Consider the following 16,866-nt stretch of genomic DNA (forward strand, 5'->3'; position numbering starts at 1 on the left):
ATGGAGGAAGCATAGGCATGCAGCCGACGGCGGTGCACGTGGAAGCCACGCGCGAATTCCGCACCTTGGTCAGGCCCTCGGCGTGCCGTTCCTTGACAGGTTTTCGGCCACGACGTTAGGCTTCGTCCGCCTCACCGCGTGTCAAGAAAAAGAGTCCCGGCCAAAGCCGGCTGCACAGGGAGGAGCTGATGACAAACCGAAAGACCGGTGGTGCAAGGGCGTCGCGTCGCGATGTGTTGCGCATCGCTGCCGGCGGCGCACTGGCGCCGATGATCGCGACGGTTACCGCCAGCGCGGCACCGAAGCCGCTGACCTTGCTGCACGAGAGCTCGTTCATCCGCGATTTCGACGCCTACTTCAAGACGAAGCTGGCGTCGCGCTACGAGAAGGAGACCGGCACCAAGATCGACTATGCGCTCGCCAGCGTGGGCTCGCTGCAGACGCGCGTGTCGGCGGTGCTGGAGACCGGGTCGGGCGCCGACATCGTGCTCAACGCCTTCAACTGGCCGTTCCTCTACGACCAGAAATATGTCGATGTCAGCGACATCGCCGAAGAGGTCGGCAAGGCGCAGGGCGGCTGGTACGACGTGGCCAGGGAAGCGGTGGTCGTCAACGGCAAGTGGAAGGCGATCCCGTTCGGCAATATCGGCCAGATCATGAACTATCGCATCGACTGGTTCAAAGAGGTCGGCTTCGACAAGTTCCCGGAAACCTGGGACGAGCTGCTGGAGGCCGGCATCAAGCTCAAGGCCAAGGGCCGTCCGTTCGGCTTCGAGCTCGGCCACGGCTTCGGAGACAATCACGGCTGGGTCTACCCGCTCATGTGGTCGTTCGGCGCCCACGAGGTGGATGCCGATGGCAAGACCGTGACGGTGGACAGCGACGAGATGGCCCGCTGCCTCGACTTCGCGCGCAACTTCTTCCAGAAGACCACGCTCGAGGACTGCCTCGGCTGGACGGACGTCAACAACAACAAGGCCTATCTCAGCCAGCAGATCTCCTGCACCAACAACGCCGAGAGCATCCTCTGGGTGGCGAAGCGCGACTTCCCGGAGATCGGCAAGGTGACGGGCCAGGCACTCAACCCGAAGGGGCCGACCGGCAAGCGTTTCCATATCCTCAATCCGTGGAGCCATTCGGTCGTCACCAGCTCCGGCGATGTCGAGGGGGCGAAGAAGTTCCTGCGCTGGGTCATGCAGCCCGACCAGCTCGGGCCCTGGTACGCGTCGGCCGACAGCTACTACGCGCCTTTCCTCCATGCCTACGACAACGCGGAACTCTGGTCGGTCGAGCCGCGCAACCTGCCCTATCGCGATTCCATCGAGACCTCGCACCTGCCCGGCTGGCCGGCGCCGGTCAGCCGCCCGCAGGCCGAGGTGATCGCCAAGTACGTGATCATCGACATGTTCGCCAAGGCCTGCAGCGGCGGCGCGACCAAGGACGTGATCAAGACCGCGCAGGCGCAGGTGAAGCAGATCTACGGACAGGCCTGAGGCCGGAAGGGTGACCGCCCTCCCCTCCGACTCGGCGATCGCGCTCGAGCTGAGACGGGTTCCCCGGCCGCGCCTGCGCGTCAAGGAGGGAACGGCCTTCGGCTGGCTGATGATCGCGGCGCCGCTGCTCTTCCTCATAGCGTTCGTCGGCTATCCGTTCGTCTACGGCATCTGGCTCAGCTTCCAGGATCGCGCCGTCGCCCGGCCGGCCGTCTTCGTCGGCCTCGACAACTTCATCAGCAACGCGCACGACCCGGTCTTCTGGCAGGTGGTGCGCAACACCTTCGTCTACACCTTCGTCGCCACGATCCTGAAGGCGGCGGGCGGGCTCGCGCTGGCGCTGGTCATGAACCAGCATTTCCGCATGAAGAACCTGGTACGGGCGCTGTTGCTGCTGCCCTTCATCGTGCCGACGGTGCTGAGCACCGTCGCCTGGATGTGGATCCTCGATCCCGCCTTCAGCGTCATCAACTGGTTCCTGGTGCATCTCGGCATGGCCCGGCCGGGGCCGTCCTGGCTCGGCAATCCCTACCTCGCCATGGGCTCGGTGATCCTCGTCAATACCTGGCGCGGACTGCCGTTCTTCGCCATCACGCTGCTGGCGGGATTGCAGACCATCCCCGGGGACCTTTACGACGCCGCCACGATCGACGGCACAGATTCCTGGCAGCGCTTCCGCTATGTCACGCTGCCGCTGCTCCAGCCCGTGCTGCTGATCGTCACCATGTTCTCGGTGATCTTCACCTTTTCGGACTTCCAGCTCATCTATGTGCTGACGCATGGCGGCCCGGCCAACGCCACCAACCTGTTCGCGACCTACTCCTTCGACATCGCCATGAGCGCGGGCCAGCTCGGCCATGGCGCCTCGGTGGCCCTAGCCATGCTGCCCGCGCTCGGCCTGCTCATCGTCGCCCTCACCATCTACATGCGGAGGCGGTGATGGTCGTAGCCCGCGGCTGGCGCGTGAAGACGATGCAGCTCTGGCTGCCGCTGGGCGTCGCACTGCTGTTCACCCTGTTCCCGTTCTACTGGATGGCGGTGACCTCGCTGAAGCCCAACTCCGAGCTCTACAACACCCAGATGATGCCGCTGCTGCTGCATCATCCGACGCTCAAGCACTATATCGACCTCTTCACCCAGACGCCCTTCCTGCTCTGGACCTGGAACACCATGCTGGTCGCCGTGGTATCGACGGCGATCTCGCTCGTGCTCGGGGTCATGCTCGCCTATCCGCTCGCGCGCATCGATTTCCCCGGCTCGGCGCTGATCGCGATCGGCGTCGCCGCCACCTACCTCGTGCCGCAGCCGCTGCTCTTCATCCCAATGGCCGACATCATCAATCGCATGGGCCTCGGCAATACCCTGACGTCGGTGATCCTGACCTACCCCACCATGCTGGTGCCCTTCTGCGCCTGGTTGCTGATGGGCTACTTCAAGAGCGTGCCGCACGAGCTCGAGGAAGCAGCGCGCATCGACGGCGCCAGCCACTTCCAGGCGATGTGGCGGATCGTGCTGCCGCTCTGCACGCCGGGCTTCATTTCCGCCGGCATCTTCGCCTTCACGCTGGCGCAGAACGAGTTCCTCTACGCCCTGATCTTCCTCACCAAGACCGAGGTGCGCACGGTTCCGGTCGGCGCCATCGCCGAGCTGATCCGCGGCGATGTCTTCTACTGGGGCCAGCTCATGGCCGCCGCGCTATTGGGATCGATACCGGTGGCGATCATCTACTCGTTCTTCGTCGAGCATTATGTCGCCGGCCTCACCGCCGGATCGGTGAAAGGCTAGGCTGCCGGGCCAGACACCCTTGTTCCGGCCCGTCCCGGCCCCGGACAGCTCGCCGGCTGCCGCCGCCCCAAGAGGACGGCAGCCGGCGGCTGGTGCTATTCCAGCCGCGGGACGGAACCGCGCTTGGACGAGCGCGCATCCCGAAGCGGAACGAGCACCGTCGCGCCCCACACGACCGCGCAGACGGCAAGCAGACTCGCCATGATCGGATCGCCCCAGCGAGCGAACCCGGCCGCAGCAAGCACGAAAGCGGTGGCGCCGATGAACTTGGACATTGCACCCTCCACGATCGAGGGCGGCATATTTGGGTCAATCGGTAACGCGGTGATGTTGCGATCCAGTCAATCGCGTTTCATGGGTTTCGCCGCGACTGGCCGTCGTCGGCCCTCGGGCAAGACCCGCCGGGGTGCCTGTCGGTTTGGCGAGGCGCGCGCCCCGGCGACCTGCTAAGCTGAGCGCCGTTCACAGGTTTGTGACACTGGAGCCGCCTCTTCCTGTCGGCGCTGCCGTGAGCAGCCCACAATCGGGCCTAGAATGGCGCGCACGTCGTGCGGCGGGCCGCGGCAGGCGGCGCGCCGCGCCGGGCCGACGGCGATTGGGGCGAGCGGGCAGGCGTGAAGGGGCTTTTGGATGGCGGGTGTGAAGAGATCGTCGGGAATCGCCGCTGTCGTGACGGTCGCGATCGTGGCGGCGGGCGGGTACTTCCTGCTCGAGGAGACGGGACGGGACAACGCGCGCGCGGCGGCAGCCTCGCCGGCCGGCCCGATCGTGCCGATCACGGTGACCGTCGCGGAGAAGCAGGATGTTCCTGTCATCGTCCGCGGCATCGGGACGGTCCAGGCGTACAAGACGGTCCAGGTCAAAAGCCGCGTCGATGGCCAGATCGTGAAGATCTCGTTCGAGGAAGGCCAGGACGTCAAGGCCGGCGACCCGCTGTTCCAGATCGATCCCCGGCCCTACAAGGCCCTGCTGGAGCAGGCCCAGGCCGCCAGGCAGCGCGACGAGGCCCAGCTCGCCGGCGCCCAGCTCGACCTCGATCGCTACAGCAAGCTGATCGGCTCCGGCTTCCAGTCACGGCAGACCTACGACCAGCAGAAGGCGACCGTGGAGGCGCTGAAGGGCTCGATCGCGGCCGACCAGGCCCAGATCGACACGGCGCAGCTCAATCTCACCTATTGCGACATACGCGCGCCCATCGACGGGCGGACCGGTCAGCGCTTTGTCGATCTCGGCAACCTGATCCAGGCAAGCCAGGGAACCAACCTCGTCACGATCACCCAGATCAAGCCGATCTACGTCAACTTCACCATTCCGCAGTACGCCAACCATCATCTGCGCAAGAACCAGGCCCGGCATCCCCTGAAGGTGACCGCCTACGGTGCCGACGACACGTTCAAGCTGGCCGAGGGCGAGCTGACGCTGGTCGACAACCAGATCGACACCACGACCGGAACGCTGCGACTGAAGGCGAGCTTCGCCAACCTGGACGAGCGCCTGTGGCCGGGCGAGTTCGTCAACGTGCGGCTGCAGCTTTCGGTCCGGAAGGATGCGACGACGGTGCCGCAGCGCGCGGTCATGCAAGGGCCCGACGGCTACTACGGCTTCGTCGTGAAGCCCGACCTGACCGTGGAACGGCGCGAGGTCGAGGTCGTCGCGCAGCAGGACGGCCTGGCCGTGGTCGGCAAGGGTATCGCGCCGGGCGAGAAGGTCGTGCTCGACGGCCAGTACCGCCTAGTCAACGGCTCGCGCGTCCGGATCGACCAGGCGCCGCCCGAGACCGCCTCGGCAACCGGTAAGGCGGGCTCGGCCGACCGATGAACATCTCCGAAACCTTCATCAAGCGGCCGATCGCGACGTCGCTGATGATGCTGGGGCTGCTGGTGTTCGGCGCCGCGACCTATGGCCTCTTGCCGGTTTCCGCGCTGCCCAACGTCGACTTCCCGACCATCACGGTGAGCGCCACCCTGCCGGGCGCGAGCCCGGAGACGATGGCGTCCTCGGTGGCCACGCCGCTCGAGCAGCAGTTCGCCGCCATTCCGGGGCTCGCCTCGATGAACTCGACCAGCGGGCTCGGCACCACCTCGATCACGCTGCAGTTCAACCTCGACCGCAGGATAGACGGTGCCGCGACCGACGTGCAGACCGCGATCAATGCCGCCAGCGGCCTTCTGCCGAAGGACCTGCCCAACCCGCCAACCTACCGCAAAGTCAATCCCGCCGACCGGTCGGTCCTGATCTACGCGATCTATTCCGACGAACTGCCGATGTACAAGGTCGACAACTACGCCTTCGTGATCCTGGCGCAGAAGCTGTCGGCGGTGTCGGGGGTCGCGCAGGTGTACGTAGCCGGCCAGCAGGACTACGCCGTGCGCGTGCAGGCCAACCCGGCGGCGCTTGCCTCGCGCGGCATCTCGCTGGAGGACGTGCGGACCGCCATCAGCGGCGCCACGCTGAACCAGGCCAAGGGCAACCTCGAGAACCAGCATCTCTCGGTGATGCTGGACACCAACGACCAGCTCTTCGACGCCGCGGCCTTTCGCAACATCATCGTCGCCTACCGCAACGGCGCCCCGGTCAAGCTCCAGGATATCGGCGACGTCGTCGACGGCACCCGCTCGCCGCGCACCGGCGCCTGGTACAACGGCAAGCGCGCCGAGCTGCTGCTGATCTACCGCCAGCCGGGCGCGAACACGGTGGAGATCGTCGACAGGATCAAGGCGATGATGCCGCGCCTGCTCGCCTCGATCCCGCAGTCGGTGCATGTCGAGCTGATGTCCGACCGCTCGCAGTCGATCCGCGACTCGGTCGAGGACGTGCAGTTCACCCTCCTCGTGACCGTCGCCCTGGTGGTACTGGTCATCTTCCTCTTCCTGCGCCACTTCTGGGCCACCGTCATCCCCAGCATCACGGTCCCGCTCGCCCTCGTCGGCGCGTTCGGGGTGATGTATGTCTGCGGCTACTCGATCGACAATCTCTCGCTGATGGCGCTCACCATCGCGGTCGGCTTCGTGGTCGACGATGCGATCGTGATGATCGAGAATATCGTGCGCTACATCGAGGAGGGCGAACGGCCGCTCGATGCCGCCCTCAAGGGCGCGGGCCAGATCGGCTTCACCATCGTGTCCATCACCTTCTCGCTGATCGCCGTCTTCATTCCGCTGCTGTTCATGGGCGGCATCGTCGGCCGTCTGTTCCGCGAGTTCGCCGTGGTGGTGACGGTCGCGGTCTGCATGTCCGCCTTCGTGTCGCTGACGCTCACCCCCGTGATGTGCGCCCAGTTCCTCAAGCGCGAGGCGCATCACCAGCGCGGACGGCTCAACCAGATGTGCGAAAACGCCTTCGATGCGTCGGTGCGCTTCTACGACCGCGGCCTGCGGTGGGTGTTCCGCCACCAGTTCATGATGCTGATGTTGACGATCGGCCTGATCTTCGTCACGGGCTACCTCTACATCACGGTCCCCAAGGGCTTCTTCCCGGAGCAGGATACCGGCTTCATCTTCGGCCAAGCCGAGGCGCGGCAGGACATCTCGTTCTACGCGATGGCGAACATCCAGAACCAGCTCGCGGCCATCATCAAGAAGGAACCGGGCGTCTCGGGCGTGGTCGGCTTCGTCGGCTCGACCGGCGGCAATTCCGCCGAGAACACCGCGCGCATGTTCATCCAGCTCAAGCCCTTCGACGAGCGCCGCGGGCTGTCGGCGCAGAAGATCATCCAGAACCTGCGGCCCAAGGTGGCGACGGTGCCGGGCGTCAAGTTCTTCATGCAGGCCGGCCAGGACATCAACGTGGGCGGCCGGCTGTCGAAGACGGAGTACCAGTACACCATCACCTCCACCGACAGCGAGGAGCTCAACCACTGGGCGCCGATCATCGAGCAGCATATGGCGAAGATGCCGGAGCTGCAGGATGTGGCGTCGGACCAGCAGATCGCCTCGCCCCACATCGCGATCGAGATCGACCGCGACAGCGCTGCCCGGCTCGGCCTGTCGCTGGCCCAGATCGACCAGACGCTCTACGACGCCTTCGGCCAGCGCCAGGTCGCGACCATCTACACCTCGGCGACCCAGTACAAGGTCGTGCTCGAGGTGCAGCCGGAGTTCCAGGCCGATCCCGCCGCCCTCTCGCGCATCTACGTGCCCGGCAGCGGCGGCGCGCAGGTGCCGCTCGGCACGGTGGCCCGCTTCGTGAACCGGATCGCTCCGCTCACCGTCAGCCACCAGGGCCAGTTCCCGGCCGTCACGCTTTCGTTCAACCTCGCGCCCGGCGTCGCGCTCGGCGACGCGGTCGAGAAGATCAAGGACATGCAGGCCGAGCTGAAGACGCCGATCACGCTCGACGGTTCCTTCCAGGGTACGGCGCAGGCCTTCCAGTCGTCGCTCGCCTCGACGCCGCTCCTGATCGCCGCCGCGATCCTTGCCGTCTATATCGTGCTCGGCATGCTCTACGAGAGCTACGTGCACCCGATCACCATCCTGTCGGCGCTGCCATCGGCCGGCGTCGGTGCGCTGCTGGCGCTGATGCTCCTGCACTATGATCTCAGCGTCATCGCGCTGATCGGCATCATCCTGCTGATCGGCATCGTGAAGAAGAACGCGATCATGATGATCGACTTCGCGCTCGAGGCGGAGCGCGAGCAGGGAAAGAGCCCGCTGGAGGCGATTCACGAGGCCTGCCTGCTGCGCTTCCGGCCGATCATGATGACGACTTTCGCCGCGATCGGCGGCGGCCTGCCGATCGCCATCGGCCAGGGCGCGGGGTCGGAGCTGCGCCGGCCTCTCGGCATCGCCATCGTCGGCGGCCTGCTGGTCTCGCAATGGCTCACGCTCTACACCACGCCCGTGGTCTATCTCTACCTCGACCGCTTCTCGCACTGGCTGAGCGGCAAGCGCCGCCGCCCGGCCGGCGAGATTCCCGCCGCCATTCCCGCGCTCTCCGAGAGCCCGTCGGAAGCCGGGACGCGGGCCGCCGACTGAGCGAGTCCGCCCATGAGCGAGAGCCGATACGAGCGGGAGGAGTATCTCGAGCAGAACGAGGAGGAGGCCGCGAGGGCCGCCCGCAGGAAGAACGTTGCGGCGCTGGCGATTCTCGCCGTCCTCGTGGTTGTAGGTATCCTGCTGTTCGAGAGGCTGCGCGACGTATCGCGCCTTCAGGACTGCCTGATGACCCGCGCCGGCAATTGCAACGACATGGTCGAGCCGCCCAGGCCCGCCGGCAACCTGCGTTGACCGGCGGTCAGCTCGCCTTGCGGCGCGCCCTCAGCCAGTCGCCGATCTCGCCCACCAGGCCCTTGCGGAAGGCCATCACGATCACCACGAAGATCGCGCCCTGGATCACCAGGACGAACTCGCCGAAAGAGGCGAGGTAGTTCTGCATCGCCACGATGACGAAGGCGCCCAGTACCGGACCGGTATTGGTGCCGAGCCCGCCCACCAGCGCCATCAGCACGACCTCGCCGGACATCGCCGCGCTCACGTCGGTCAGCGTGGCGAACTGGAGCACCATCGCCTTGGTGGCGCCGGCGAGGCCCGACAGGGCGGCCGACAGCACGAAGGCCAGCAGCTTGTAGCGATCCGCCTCATAGCCGAGCGAAAGGGCGCGCTGCTCGTTGTCGCGGATCGCCTTCAGCACCTGGCCGAACGGCGAATGGGTGAAGCGGAAGATCGCCGCGAAGCCGAACAGGAAGATCGCCAGCACGACGTAGTAGAGCGCGAGATCGTCGGTGATCGGGATCAATCCGCCCAGCAGCGCCCGACGGGGAATGCCCTGCAACCCGTCCTCGCCTCCCGTGAAGGGCGCCTGCACGCAGATGAAGAAGACCATCTGCGCGAAGGCCAGGGTGATCATGGCGAAGTAGATGCCCTGGCGCCGGATCGCGAGCGCTCCGGTCACCAGTCCAAGCAGCGCCGCGCCGCCCACGCCGGCCACCAGGCCGGCCTCGGGCGGCAAGCCCATCGCCTTGACGACGTAGCCGAAGAAATAGCCGCCCATGCCGAAGAACATGGCGTGGCCGAAGCTCATCAGCCCGGCATAGCCCAGCAGCAGGTTGAAGGCGCACGCGAACAGCGCGAAGCAGAGCGCCGTCATCAGGAACACCGGATAGACGAGCAGCGGCGCGATCAGCGCCAGCGCGATCAGGACCCCGGCCACGACAAAGCGCTGGTTCTTCATTTGGTCTGCCCGAACAGGCCCGCAGGCTTCACCATCAGCACGATCGCCATGACGACGAAGATCACGGTGTTGGAGGCCGGTGGGTAGACGACCTTGGTGAAGCCCTCGATCAGGCCGAGGCCGAAACCGGTGACGATCGAGCCCATGATCGAGCCCATGCCGCCGATCACCACCACGGCGAACACGACCAGCACGAGATTGCTGCCCATCAGCGCCGAGACCTGCTGGATCGGCGCCGCGAGCACGCCTGCCAGTGCCGCAAGCCCGACTCCGAGCCCGTAAGTGAGCGTGATGAGGCGCGGCACGTTGATGCCGAAGGCGCGCACCAGTGTCGGATTCTCGGTCGCGGCGCGCAGATAGGCGCCGAGCCGCGTGCGCTCGATGCCGTACCAGGTGGCAAGGCAGATCACCAGCGCCGCCACGACGACGAAGCCGCGGTAGGCCGGCATGAACATGAAGCCGAGATTGTAGCCGCCGGGAATGGGCGCGGGATAGGGCGCGCCCGAGGAGCCCCATTGCCATTGGAAAAGCCCCTCGATCACCAGCGCCAGGCCGAAGGTGAGCAGAAAGCCGTAGAGATGGTCGAGATGGTAGATGCGCTTCAGGAGCAAGCGCTCGATCACGACGCCGAACAGGCCGACGATCAGCGGCGCCAGCACCAGCGATGCCCAGAACGGGATCTCGAGGTGCGTGAGCATCAGCCACGCCGCGAAGGCGCCCAGCATGTACTGCGCGCCGTGCGTGAAGTTGATGACGTTCAGCATGCCGAAGATGACGGCGAGGCCGAGGCTCAGCATGGCGTAGAAGGCGCCGTTGATCAGGCCGAGCAGGAGCTGGCCGAACAGCGCCGGGAGCGGGATACTGAAGATGTCGAGCATCGCGCGGTCAAACTCCCAGATAGGCCTGCAGCTTGTCGAGGTTCTGCGCGACGTCGGCGGCGGCGATCATGTCGACCACCCGGCCGTCCTCCATCACGTAGTGACGGTCGGCGATGGTGGCGGCGAAGTGGAAGTTCTGCTCCACCAGGAGGATCGTGAAGCCGCGCTGCTTAAGCTGGCGGACGATCTCGCCGATGCGCTGCACGATCACCGGCGCCAGCCCCTCTGTCGGCTCGTCGAGCAGCAGCAGATTGGCGCCGGTGCGCAGGATACGGCCGATCGCCAGCATCTGCTGTTCGCCGCCCGACAGCTTCGTGCCCTGGCTGCGGCGACGCTCCTCGAGATTGGGGAAGAGACCGTAGATTTCCTTCACGCCCATGCCGCCCGGCTTCACCACCGGCGGCAGCAGGAGGTTCTCCTCGACGTTCAGGCTCGAGAAGATGCCCCTCTCCTCGGGACAGTAGGCGATGCCCAGACGGGCGATCGCCTCGGACGGCCGGCCCACCGTCTCGTGGTTCTCGAAGCGCACGGAGCCCTTGCGCTTGCCGACGATTCCCATGATCGACCGCAGGGTCGTGGTCTTGCCCACGCCGTTGCGACCGAGCAGCGTCACGAGCTCGCCGCGGCCGATCTCGAAGCCAACGCCGTGCAGGACGTGCGACTCCCCGTACCAGGCCTCCAGGCCCTCGACCTTCAACAGCACGTCACGCATGGCCGGTTCCGACGTAGGCTTCGACGACCTGCGGATCCTTCGAGACGGTTTCGTAAGGCCCTTCCGCCAGCACCTCGCCGCGGGCCAGCACCGTGATGGTGTCGGAAAGATCGGCGACGACCGACATGTTGTGCTCGACCATCAGGACGGTGCGATCGCGCGCGACGGTGCGGATGAGACCGGCGATGCGCTTGATGTCCTCGTGCCCGAGCCCCGCCATCGGCTCGTCGAGCAGCATCATCTCGGGATCGAGCGCCAGCGTGGTGGCGATCTCGAGCGCCCGCTTGCGTCCGTAGGGCAGCTCGACCGCCGGCAGGTCGGCGATGCCGCCGAGCCCCACCGCCTCGATCAGCTCGAGCGCGCGCGCGTCGAGACCGTCGAGCACGCGCTCCGAGCGCCAGAAATGGAAGGAGTTGCCGAGCTTGCGCTGCAAGGCCACGCGCACGTTCTCGCGCACGCTGAGGTGAGGGAACACGGCTGAAATCTGGAATGACCGGATCAATCCCATGCGCGCGATCGCCGCAGGCGAGCTGCCGGTGATCTCCCGTCCGTTGAAGCGGATACGCCCTGACGTAGGCGTCAGGAAGTGCGTGAGGAGATTGAAGCAGGTCGTCTTGCCGGCGCCATTGGGGCCGATCAACGCATGAATCGTGTGGCGGCGAACGCTCAGATTCACGTTCTTGACCGCCACAAAACCCTTGAATTCCTTGGTAAGTCCCGTTGCCTCGAGAATCGTTTCTTCTTTTCCCATCCGCTCTCCCTTTGCGGTGCCGCGACTTAATCGAAGCTTTGCCGCGATGTCCAGCGCCGCTCTGGCCCCAGGAATGTCACGGCCGGCCGCTGCGGAACCGTCCTTCTGTCGCGATGGGCGGCGGATGCCGGCCATGCTCCTCATGCCTGCCGCGAGCGCCCTTGGCATCGACTGCGAAGGAACGCTAAGTAGGGCATGCACGTGGTTCTGTAGCGGTGTGGGAGGAAAGCTCAGTATGAAAGTTTCGACTGTTGTGCGGCTCGGCGCGGCGCTTGCCGCGGGCGTAAGTCTGGCTGTCGTCGGCCTCGCGGCCATCGCGCAGGCTGAGACGCCGGCGCCACTCAAGATCGGCGTGCTGGCGGGCCTTTCGGGCGTCTATGCCGATGTCGCCCAGGGGCAGGTGGAGGCCATGCAGCTCGCCGTCGAGGACGTGGGCGGCAAGGTGCTGGGCCGGCCGATCGAGGTCGTGTCGGCCGACCATCAGAACAAGCCGGACGTCGCCGCGGGCATCGCCCGCAAGTGGTACGACGAGGGCGTGAAGATGATCAGCGGCATCGATACGTCTTCGGTCGGCCTCGCCGTTCGCAAAGTGGCGCAGGAGAAGGGTCAGATCGATCTCAATGTCGGCTCGGCGTCGGCCGACCTCACCGGTCCAGCCTGCTCGGCAACCGGCGCGCACTGGGTTTACGACACGTATGCCCTCGCTCACGTGACCGGCAGCGCCGTCGTGAAGAACGGCGGCGACACATGGTTCTTCATCACGGCGGACTACGCCTTCGGCAAGTCGATGGAGGACGAGACCACCAAGATCATCAAGGCCGCGGGCGGCAAGGTGCTGGGTGGCGTCAAGCATCCGCTCAGCACGCAGGACTTCTCCTCGTACATCCTGCAGGCGCAGGCCTCCAAGGCGAAGATCGTCGGCCTCGCCAATGCCGGCATGGACACCGTCAACGCCATCAAGCAGGCCGCAGAGTTCGGTGTCGTCAAGGGTGGCCAGCGCGTCGCCGCGCTGCTGATCTTCGAGAGCGACGTGCAATCGCTCGGTCTGCCGGTGGCGCAGGGGCTGGTCCTGACGACCGCCTTCTACTGGGACCTGAACGACGAGACCCGGGCCTGGACCAAGCGCTTCCGCGCCAAGAAGGACAAGCTGCCGAACCTCACGACAGCGGGCGTCTACAGCGCCACCCTGCACTATCTCAAGGCTGTGCAGGCCGCCGGTACCGACGATCCGAAGGCCGTGATGGCCAAGATGCGCGAGATGCCGATCAACGACATGATGACCAAGAACGGCAAGCTGCGCGCCGACGGCCGCGTGATCCGCGACATGTACCTTTTCCAGGTGAAGTCGCCGGCCGAGTCCAAGGGCAAGGACGACATCTACAAGCTGCTCGCCACCGTGCCGGGCGATCAGGCCTATCGTCCGCTCGAGGATGGTCATTGCCCGTTGATCAAGAGCTGAACTTTCGTTGTCGGAGGGCAGACGGGCGCCAATCGCCGCGCCCGTCGGCCGAAGGCGCACACGGACTTGGCATATCGCGCGGCACGACCTAAGTTCGCGCCTTGGCGACATCGCCGCATCAGGGAGGTAAGAACAACATGAAAGCTTCGAATGCTGTGCGGCTGGGCGCCGTGCTGGCGGCCGGCGTGAGCGTGACCATCGCGGGCATGGCGGCCATCGCCATGGCCGAGGCGCCGGCGCCGCTCCGAATAGGCGTCATGGAAGGCTTCTCGGGCGTCTATGGCGACCTGACCCAGGGCGAGCCCGAGGCCATGGAGCTCGCCGTCGAGGATATGGGCGGCAAGGTGCTGGGTCGTCCGATCGAGATCCTGTCGGCCGACCATCAGACCAAGCCCGATATCGGCGCGGCCATCGCCCGCAAGTGGTACGACGTCGACGGCGTGAAGATGATCACCGGCATCGGCACCTCGTCGGTGGCGCTGGCCGTCCGCAAGGTGGCGCAGGAGAAGGGCCAGATCGACCTCAATACCGGCGCGGGCAGTGCCGACCTCACCGGGCCGGCCTGTTCGCCGACCGGCGCGCACTGGGTCTACGACACCTACGCGCTGGCGCATGTGACCGGCAGCGCCGTCGTGAAGAACGGCGGCGATTCCTGGTTCTTCATCACCGCCGACTATGCCTTCGGCAAGTCGCTGGAAGACGAGACCACCAAGGTCGTGAAGGCGGCCGGCGGCAAGGTGCTGGGCGACATCAAGCATCCGCTCAGCACGCAGGACTTCTCGTCCTATCTTCTGCAGGCGCAGGCCTCCAAGGCCAAGATCATCGGCCTCGCCAATGCCGGCATGGATACCGTCAACGCCATCAAGCAGGCGGCCGAGTTCGGCATCGTGAAGGGCGGCCAGCGCCTGGCCGGCCTTCTCGTCTTCGCGACCGACGTGCAGGCGCTGACCCTGCCGGTGGCGCAGGGCCTGGTGCTGACCGAGGCCTTCTACTGGGACCTGAACGACGAGACGCGGGCCTGGACCAAGCGCTTCCGCGCCAAGAAGGACAAGCTGCCGAGCATGCTGACCGCGGGCGTCTACAGCTCGACCCTGCACTACCTCAAGGCCGTCAAGGCCGCCGGCACCGACGATCCGAAAGCGGTCATGGCCAAGATGCGCGAGATGCCGATCAACGACATGATGACCAAGAACGGCAAGCTGCGCGAGGATGGCCGCGTGATCCGCGACATGTACCTCTTCCAGGTGAAGTCGCCGGCCGAGTCCAAGAGCAAGGACGACATCTACAAGCTGCTGGCCACGGTCCCGGGCGACGAGGCGTTCCGTCCCCTGAAGGATGGCCACTGCCCGCTGATCAAGGGCTGAGCCTTCCCCATTTTTCAAGAAAGGGCGCCCCTTCGGGCGCCCTTTCCATTTGCGTTGCCGGCATTTCCGGCCGCCCAAGCTTGCGCGCCGGCGATCGTCACTGTCTTATGGCTCTCGGAGCCTGGCAAGCGGGCCGAGGGAGTAGACGCCAAGTGACTGTTCAAGATCGCCCGCTGAAGGGCGCCTGGGGAATGACCGGGCTCTTGTTCCTCTTCATGCTGATCAACTTCGGCGACAAGGTCGTGGTCGGCCTCGCCAAGGGTCCCATCTCGGAAGAGTTGAACCTTAGTCCCGAGGAATATGGCCTCCTCGCCTCGTCCTTCTTCTTCCTGTTTGCAGTGTCGGCCGTCGTGGTGGGCTTTGTCGCCAACCGGATAAAGACGCGGTGGGTTCTGCTGGCGATGGCGATCATCTGGTCCCTGGTGCAGTTTCCCATGCTGGCGACGGTGAACCTGGAAGTGCTGATGGCCTGCCGCATCGTTCTTGGCGCGGGCGAAGGACCGGCTGCAGCCGTGGCCATGCATGCGACCTACAAGTGGTTCCCCGACAGGCTGCGCGGCCTGCCGACAGCGATTCTTGCCCAAGGCGCGGCCCTCGGTGTCATCGTCACCGTTCCGGCGCTCAACTGGATCATCGTGCACCATTCCTGGCATTGGGCGTTCGGCGCGCTCGGCATCGCCGGTCTGCTGTGGGCGGTGCTGTGGCTGATTTTCGGTCGCGAAGGGACACTGGTCGATCGCCCCGCCGACGGCGGTTCCCGGGATGCGCGCATCCCCTATCGATACCTTCTGACCTGTCCCAGCATCGTGGCGGCGGCCTGCACCTGCTTTGCCGCCTATTGGGGTCTCTCGCTCGGCCTCACCTGGTTCACCTCCTACCTGCGCGAAGGCCTGGGCTACTCGCAGCAGGAGGCCGGCACTTTTACGATCCTGCCATGGATTTTCGGCTTCTTCGTCGTGATGATCGGCGGCTTCATTTCCCAGCGCCTGAGCGCGAAGGGCGTTTCGAGCCGCATCGCCCGCGGCGTCTTCCCGGCCGGCACCCTTATCCTCGGCGGCTGCTTCATGCCGTTCGTGGGCGGCCTGCCGTCGCCCGCCCTCAACCTCGCCCTTCTCATCTTCGGCTCGGCGATCGGCAGCACGGTCTATGTCGTCCTGCCGATGATCGTCAGCGAGCTGACGCCACAGCCGCAGCGGGCGGCGATGCTTGCCACGTCCGGCGCGTTCTACACCCTGGCGGGCATCATCGCGCCGTTCATCATGGGCAAGGTCATCCAGGACGCCGCCACCGTGGTCGCGGGATACGAGTTTGGCTACCTGATCATGGGCTGCCTGATGATCGCAGGCGGCCTGATCGGCTTCCTGTTCATTCGGCCAGAAGCCGACCGCAAGCGGCTCGCCAGGCATATGACGCCTGCCCTGGCGATACAGACAGTCAGCGCCGTCTAAGTCCGACCGTCGAGAAAGGAACGCAACAGGCCGGAACACTGCGTCGCATGGGAGAAAGGCAAGCCGTGCCGAGCCGGCCCGATGACGTTCAGTCGTGCATTGGGCAGCAGCCTATGCAGCTCGGCCATCACCGGCACAGGAATGAACGGGCTGCCATCCGGATGCAGGAGCAATACGGGGCAGCGGATGTTCTCGAGGCGCGGCGTGAGATCGGTGCCGACGAGGACACCGAGCGCCTTCAGGATCGTATTGCGCGGCCATTCGGCCTGCTGTCCCTCGAACCAGGCTTCTTTCTCGGCGTCGAGGGCGCCGGCATGGAAACGATCGGGCATGAAGGCATGCGACCAGCCGGCGGCGCCGCCGCTGTCGAGCTGGCCGCGCCAGACCTCGACATGCTGGATCGAGGATCCGAGATGCGCGCCGTTGCTGACGGTCAGGGTCGCGATGCGATCGGGCCGCTCGATCGCCGCGGCGAGCGCCACCGTGCCGCCCAGCGACTCGCCCACGAGATGGAAGCGCTCGAGGCCTGCCGCGTCGGCCACGGCGAACAAATCGTCGACCATGCGCGGCAGCGACCATTTGAACTCGGCCGGCGGGCGCGCCGAGCGGCCGCAGCCACGCATATCGAACGCGACCACCGGATAGCGATCGATCAGCGCCGGAAACCAGCCGCGCCACAGCAGGCCGCTGCTGCCGATCCCGTGATGGAACAGGATCGGCAGTCCCTTCGTCTGCCATGGCGCGGCGATGTCGACGGCGTCGTAGTGCAACGCGCCGTCGGCCGTCGGGGCGACCGGCATCGCCTGCC

15 protein-coding genes are annotated in these 16,866 nt (G+C 65.9%); 9 read left to right on the top strand and 6 right to left on the bottom strand.

Annotated features, from left to right (window positions below; translation table 11 throughout):
- Positions 1-188: 188 nt before the first annotated feature.
- Genes OJF58_RS05075 through OJF58_RS05085 form a run of 3 tightly spaced genes read left to right on the top strand, consistent with a single transcriptional unit; the run spans position 189 to position 3,278 of the window.
- Positions 189-1,493: an ABC transporter substrate-binding protein gene (locus OJF58_RS05075; RefSeq protein WP_300782201.1), complete on the top strand. Its 1,305-nt coding sequence runs from the start codon at positions 189-191 to the stop codon at positions 1,491-1,493.
- 10 nt (positions 1,494-1,503) lie between these two features.
- A complete protein-coding gene (locus OJF58_RS05080; protein WP_300782203.1) occupies positions 1,504-2,433 on the top strand; it encodes a sugar ABC transporter permease in 930 nt (309 codons plus the stop codon).
- Positions 2,433-3,278, top strand: a complete 846-nt coding sequence (locus OJF58_RS05085) for a carbohydrate ABC transporter permease (RefSeq protein ID WP_300782205.1) — start codon at positions 2,433-2,435, stop codon at positions 3,276-3,278. Before OJF58_RS05080 ends, OJF58_RS05085 begins: the two co-directional genes overlap by 1 nt.
- Positions 3,279-3,373: 95 nt before the next feature.
- On the opposite strand, the gene OJF58_RS05090 is transcribed toward OJF58_RS05085, so the two are convergent.
- Positions 3,374-3,553, bottom strand: a complete 180-nt coding sequence (locus OJF58_RS05090; protein ID WP_300782207.1) for a hypothetical protein — start codon at positions 3,551-3,553, stop codon at positions 3,374-3,376.
- Between the two features lie 364 nt (positions 3,554-3,917).
- On the opposite strand from OJF58_RS05090, the gene OJF58_RS05095 reads away from it, so the two are divergent.
- The 3 genes from OJF58_RS05095 to OJF58_RS05105 are packed head-to-tail and all read left to right on the top strand — an operon-like array spanning position 3,918 to position 8,503.
- Complete coding sequence (locus OJF58_RS05095; RefSeq protein ID WP_300782210.1) at positions 3,918-5,096, top strand: efflux RND transporter periplasmic adaptor subunit; 1,179 nt, start codon at positions 3,918-3,920, stop codon at positions 5,094-5,096.
- Positions 5,093-8,251, top strand: a complete 3,159-nt coding sequence (locus OJF58_RS05100; protein ID WP_300782213.1) for a multidrug efflux RND transporter permease subunit — start codon at positions 5,093-5,095, stop codon at positions 8,249-8,251. Before OJF58_RS05095 ends, OJF58_RS05100 begins: the two co-directional genes overlap by 4 nt.
- 12 nt (positions 8,252-8,263) lie before the next feature.
- Positions 8,264-8,503, top strand: a complete 240-nt coding sequence (locus tag OJF58_RS05105; protein WP_300782216.1) for a hypothetical protein — start codon at positions 8,264-8,266, stop codon at positions 8,501-8,503.
- 7 nt (positions 8,504-8,510) lie between these two features.
- Here the strand turns inward: OJF58_RS05105 and OJF58_RS05110 are convergent, their stop codons facing one another.
- Genes OJF58_RS05110 through OJF58_RS05125 form a run of 4 tightly spaced genes read right to left on the bottom strand, consistent with a single transcriptional unit; the run spans position 8,511 to position 11,787 of the window.
- Positions 8,511-9,446: a branched-chain amino acid ABC transporter permease gene (locus OJF58_RS05110; RefSeq protein ID WP_300782219.1), complete on the bottom strand. Its 936-nt coding sequence runs from the start codon at positions 9,444-9,446 to the stop codon at positions 8,511-8,513.
- On the bottom strand, positions 9,443-10,324 hold the full coding sequence (locus OJF58_RS05115) for a branched-chain amino acid ABC transporter permease (RefSeq protein ID WP_300782221.1): 882 nt from the start codon (positions 10,322-10,324) through the stop codon (positions 9,443-9,445). The genes OJF58_RS05110 and OJF58_RS05115 overlap by 4 nt, the downstream gene beginning before the upstream one ends.
- 7 nt (positions 10,325-10,331) lie before the next feature.
- Positions 10,332-11,036, bottom strand: coding sequence for an ABC transporter ATP-binding protein (locus OJF58_RS05120; protein ID WP_300782224.1), 705 nt, complete (start codon positions 11,034-11,036; stop codon positions 10,332-10,334).
- Positions 11,029-11,787: an ABC transporter ATP-binding protein gene (locus tag OJF58_RS05125; RefSeq protein ID WP_300785171.1), complete on the bottom strand. Its 759-nt coding sequence runs from the start codon at positions 11,785-11,787 to the stop codon at positions 11,029-11,031. Before OJF58_RS05125 ends, OJF58_RS05120 begins: the two co-directional genes overlap by 8 nt.
- A 235-nt stretch (positions 11,788-12,022) precedes the next feature.
- On the opposite strand from OJF58_RS05125, the gene OJF58_RS05130 reads away from it, so the two are divergent.
- The 3 genes from OJF58_RS05130 (at position 12,023) to OJF58_RS05140 (ending at position 16,058) form a co-directional block, all read left to right on the top strand.
- Positions 12,023-13,246, top strand: a complete 1,224-nt coding sequence (locus tag OJF58_RS05130; RefSeq protein ID WP_300782227.1) for an ABC transporter substrate-binding protein — start codon at positions 12,023-12,025, stop codon at positions 13,244-13,246.
- Positions 13,247-13,452: 206 nt separating this feature from the next.
- A complete protein-coding gene (locus OJF58_RS05135; RefSeq protein WP_300785173.1) occupies positions 13,453-14,610 on the top strand; it encodes an ABC transporter substrate-binding protein in 1,158 nt (385 codons plus the stop codon).
- A 152-nt stretch (positions 14,611-14,762) separates the two neighbouring features.
- Positions 14,763-16,058: an MFS transporter gene (locus OJF58_RS05140; RefSeq protein WP_300782230.1), complete on the top strand. Its 1,296-nt coding sequence runs from the start codon at positions 14,763-14,765 to the stop codon at positions 16,056-16,058.
- Here the strand turns inward: OJF58_RS05140 and OJF58_RS05145 are convergent.
- Positions 16,055-16,858 carry an alpha/beta hydrolase gene (locus OJF58_RS05145; protein WP_300782232.1) on the bottom strand — a complete coding sequence of 268 codons (804 nt, stop codon included), beginning with the start codon at positions 16,856-16,858 and terminating at the stop codon, positions 16,055-16,057. The genes OJF58_RS05140 and OJF58_RS05145 overlap by 4 nt on opposite strands.
- Positions 16,859-16,866 lie beyond the last annotated feature (8 nt).

This window comes from Enhydrobacter sp., assembly GCF_030246845.1.
Taxonomy (GTDB): domain Bacteria; phylum Pseudomonadota; class Alphaproteobacteria; order Reyranellales; family Reyranellaceae; genus Reyranella.